General features: G+C 49.9%; 4 protein-coding genes. 3 read left to right on the top strand and 1 reads right to left on the bottom strand.

Annotated features, from left to right (window positions below; all coding sequences use genetic code 11):
- Nucleotides 1-155: 155 nt before the first annotated feature.
- Nucleotides 156-1,592 carry a TldD/PmbA family protein gene (locus MGMO_RS06580; protein ID WP_023494259.1) on the top strand — a complete coding sequence of 479 codons (1,437 nt, stop codon included), beginning with the start codon at nucleotides 156-158 and terminating at the stop codon, nucleotides 1,590-1,592.
- Nucleotides 1,593-2,915 (top strand): metallopeptidase TldD-related protein, encoded by a 1,323-nt coding sequence (locus tag MGMO_RS06575; protein ID WP_023494258.1) that lies wholly within the window; start codon nucleotides 1,593-1,595, stop codon nucleotides 2,913-2,915. It abuts the gene before it with no gap.
- A 201-nt stretch (nucleotides 2,916-3,116) separates the two neighbouring features.
- Here the strand turns inward: MGMO_RS06575 and MGMO_RS18940 are convergent, their stop codons facing one another.
- Nucleotides 3,117-3,491, bottom strand: coding sequence for a transposase (locus MGMO_RS18940; protein WP_152976303.1), 375 nt, complete (start codon nucleotides 3,489-3,491; stop codon nucleotides 3,117-3,119).
- Between MGMO_RS18940 and MGMO_RS19510 the strand changes: the two genes are divergently transcribed.
- A partial coding sequence (locus MGMO_RS19510; protein ID WP_321163112.1) for an IS1/IS1595 family N-terminal zinc-binding domain-containing protein occupies nucleotides 3,439-3,562 on the top strand: 124 nt, incomplete at its 3' end. The genes MGMO_RS18940 and MGMO_RS19510 overlap by 53 nt on opposite strands.

Here is a 3,562-nt window from a genome sequence, read left to right as displayed (position 1 = left end):
ATGATTTAAAGAGAGTTTGCGTTGACCTGTTAAGTTTTTTAGAAAACTGAAGCAGGATACAATACTTGCTTTGCTTCACTGTTATGAGCGGATAAACTGAGTTATATGAGTTTATAAATCAATAGTAAATTTCATAAGCACTTTCGAGGTGGGCTTTGTTTGATTCAATACGAGTACTGTTTAAAGAACTCGCGCCGACAGTTGATTTTTGTTCATTGCGTGCGGTTAATGAGACCAGCGAAAATATCGCCGTAAGGCAGGATGTATTGCAACCACTATCCAGCCGCGTCGATCGCGGTGCAATGGTGACAGTCATACACCGTGGCGGCTACGGCTATGCCGCGACTAGCGACTTGAGTGCAGGTGGTTTGAAAGTGGCACTGGGTCAGGCAAAAGCCTGGGCCGCAGCCTGTGCGAAACAACCGATAACTGATTTTTCAAAGATTGTATTTCCAAGCTATATCGGAAAATACCAGAGCCCATCCTCAGTGACATCAACACAACCGTCACGGCGAGAAATTATCGACCTCCTGCAAGCTGAATCAGCCATCTGCCGAATCGATGACCGAATCGTCGATTGGGAAGCCTCGCTATGGATAACCGATACAGGCCAACTGTACCTTTCGTCAGATGGCGGTGACATCGAGCAAGAGTTCCGCTACGTAGTACCGAACCTTTACGTGTCTGCCAACGTCGGTTCCGACACCCAGACGCGATCATTCGGTGGTCGCTGCCTATGCCAGCAAGGTGACCTGTCAATATTCCTTGACAGCGGTATGAACGGCAGTGGAAGACGATTGGCTGAAGAGACACTGGAGTTGTTGGCTGCGCCCAACTGCCCGAGTGGCGATATGGATTTATTGCTTATGCCGTCCCAGATGATGCTGCAAATTCATGAGTCTATTGGCCATCCGCTCGAACTTGACCGCATATTGGGTGATGAACGTAATTTTGCCGGTACCAGTTTTGTCACCCTCGATATGTTCGGCCACTACCTATATGGTTCCGAATTGCTTAATGTCAGTTTTGACCCTACCCGGCATGAAGAATTTTCCAGCTACCGATGGGACGATGACGGTAGTCTCGCTGAAAAACAATTCGTGATCCGCCATGGTGTGCTGGAACGGTCGCTGGGTGGTGTCATATCCCAAGCCCGCGCCGGAATTGACGGTGTCGCTGCGACTCGCGCCTGCAATTGGAATCGGCCACCGGTAGACCGTATTGCCAATTTGAATATCGAGCCCGGTACTAGTACCTTGAAAGAAATGATCGGATTAGTCGAGCGCGGCGTGCTGATGGACACAAACATTTCATGGTCAATTGATGATTCACGCAATAAGTTCCAGTTCGGCTGTGAATACGGTCAACTGATTGAAAACGGGGAGCTAAAAGGGGTGCTAAAAAACCCGAATTATCGGGGTGTTTCCGCCACGTTCTGGCGTAGCCTAAAAGCGGTTGGGGATATCTCGACTTTTGAGGTGATGGGGACGCCGTTCTGCGGTAAGGCCGAGCCTTCGCAAGTCATCCGAGTTGGACATGCTTCACCCGCTTGCCTGTTCGGCAATGTCGAAATTTTCGGGGGACAAGGCTGAATGCAAAACTATTTTTATGAGCTTGCCGCATTCCTACAAAACCAAGTCAAGGGTAACGAACGCTTCACCTGCTGGTTTTCTGCCGAGGATTCGGATTTTGTCCGCTTTAACCACGGTGCCATCCGCCAACCTGGGCATGTAAGCCAAATTTATCTGAATCTGCAATTAATCAGTGGCCAGCGTCACGCCGGTAGTTCGGCCACGCTTGGAGGAAGCCTTGATCCCGACAATGAGATTCTTGAGCGTTTGGTCTGCGGTTTGCGCAGTCAATTGGCCGACCTGTCGGATGACCCTCATTTACTGATTTCAACTGAGGTATGTTCGACCGAGCACATCGTGGCCTCGCGTTTACCAGCGACCCATGTCGTTGTCGATGAAATCCTGGCGGTTGCAAAATCGTATGACTTTGTGGGTATCCTGGCTGCTGGCCCAGTGTATCGCGGGTTCGCCAATTCTTATGGCCAGCGCAATTGGCATGAAACCTCGAGTTTTAATCTCGATTGGAGCCTGTACTGTAGCGATGATAAAGCCGTGAAGAGCGCCTATGCCGGATTCGATTGGGATAGTGCCGCGTTTAAGGTTAAGTTTAATGCCGCAGTTTCACAATTAGACATACTTAAACGTGATCCGATTACCTTGAAGTTGGGGGGGCATCGCGCCTATTTGTCGCCAACCGCGTTCGGTGAATTGGTCGGCATGCTCAATTGGGACGGATTATCTGAAAAGTCCTTGCGCACAAGACAAAGCGCACTTCGCAAAATGCGCGATGGGGGCTTGCAACTGAACCCGGCGATAACGCTATGCGAAAATGTGGCCGAAGGCATAGCGCCAAGTTTTCAAAGGGAAGGCTTTATCAAGCCCGGATCCATAACATTGATTGACCATGGGCATCTCTCAAACAGCATGGTATCGCCGCGTACTGCCAAAGAATTTGGCATTGCAACCAATGGTGCTGATGGCAGCGAAATGATGGTTTCAGTCGATGTCCAAGCGGGTGCATTACCATTGTCACAAGTTTTGTCTGAACTCGATACCGGCGTTTATATTAGCAACCTTTGGTATCTCAATTACTCCGACCGTGCCAATTGCCGAATCACCGGGATGACACGTTTCGCTACGTTTTGGGTTGAGAACGGTGAGATTAAGGCACCTATAAATGCGACGCGCTTCGATGATTCCTTATTCCAGCTGCTCGGAGAAAAATTGGCGGGATTGACCTGTGAGCGCGAACTGTTGATTAACAGCGAATCCTACGGTCAACGTGGCATAAATAGCATGCGCCTGCCGGGCGCCTTAGTTAAGGAATTTGTTTTCGTTCTTTGAACCCGGTTAACGATGACATACGAGTCGGCGTACTGCCTATCGACGGTTTCTACCTAAATATATCCAGAGACCTTGCAAAACCACCGTTATTGGTTAGAACATCCGTAAAAACCAAATTACTATTGAAAAATAGGGGGTAATTTCGGCGAATCTTTGCCAAAAGTTCGTCATTACCGGCCTTATTTCACCGTTTTCCGGCCGCTAGGCAGGCTTTGCCTGTGGCAACCGCGGCAACGGGCTTTCAACGTACAACCGTAGCAGCCTTTTCAAGTTATAAGCGACGGCTAGGAGAACATGCCAAGCGTGGGCCTTGGCCAAGCCTTGGTAACGCAGGGTCTTGCCGCCGAACCAACGCTGTTGGCTGCCCAAGGTGCGCTCCACCACAAAGCGCACTGTGCTGATCGCCGAGTTGCGGGCCAGTTGGCGTGGGCGGAGCGGCTTGTTCTTGACGGCCTTGTCTTGGATGCCGTTTTGGTAGTGGCCAAATAATTGATAAGTTACATTATAGATTTGCCATAAGATAATGATCCAAATGACAATGAAGTATACATGCCGGGTTTGCCAAAGCGAGAACATCGTCAAGAACGGGCGCAATGCGAGCGGCAAGCAGCAGTACCGCTGCAAGGACTGCGGTGCCTGCAAGGTGC

Source organism: Methyloglobulus morosus KoM1 (genome assembly GCF_000496735.2).
In the GTDB taxonomy this organism is placed as follows: domain Bacteria; phylum Pseudomonadota; class Gammaproteobacteria; order Methylococcales; family Methylomonadaceae; genus Methyloglobulus; species Methyloglobulus morosus.
The sequence above is the reverse complement of the archived record's forward strand: the minus strand, read 5'-3'. Positions and strand labels throughout refer to the sequence as shown.

Coding starts and splice junctions, on each gene's coding strand:
- MGMO_RS06575 (WP_023494258.1), top strand. CDS start 1,593: ATGCAAAACTATTTTTATGAGCTTGCCGCATTCCTACAAAACCAAGTC.
- MGMO_RS18940 (WP_152976303.1), bottom strand. CDS start 3,491: ATGTTCTCGCTTTGGCAAACCCGGCATGTATACTTCATTGTCATTTGG.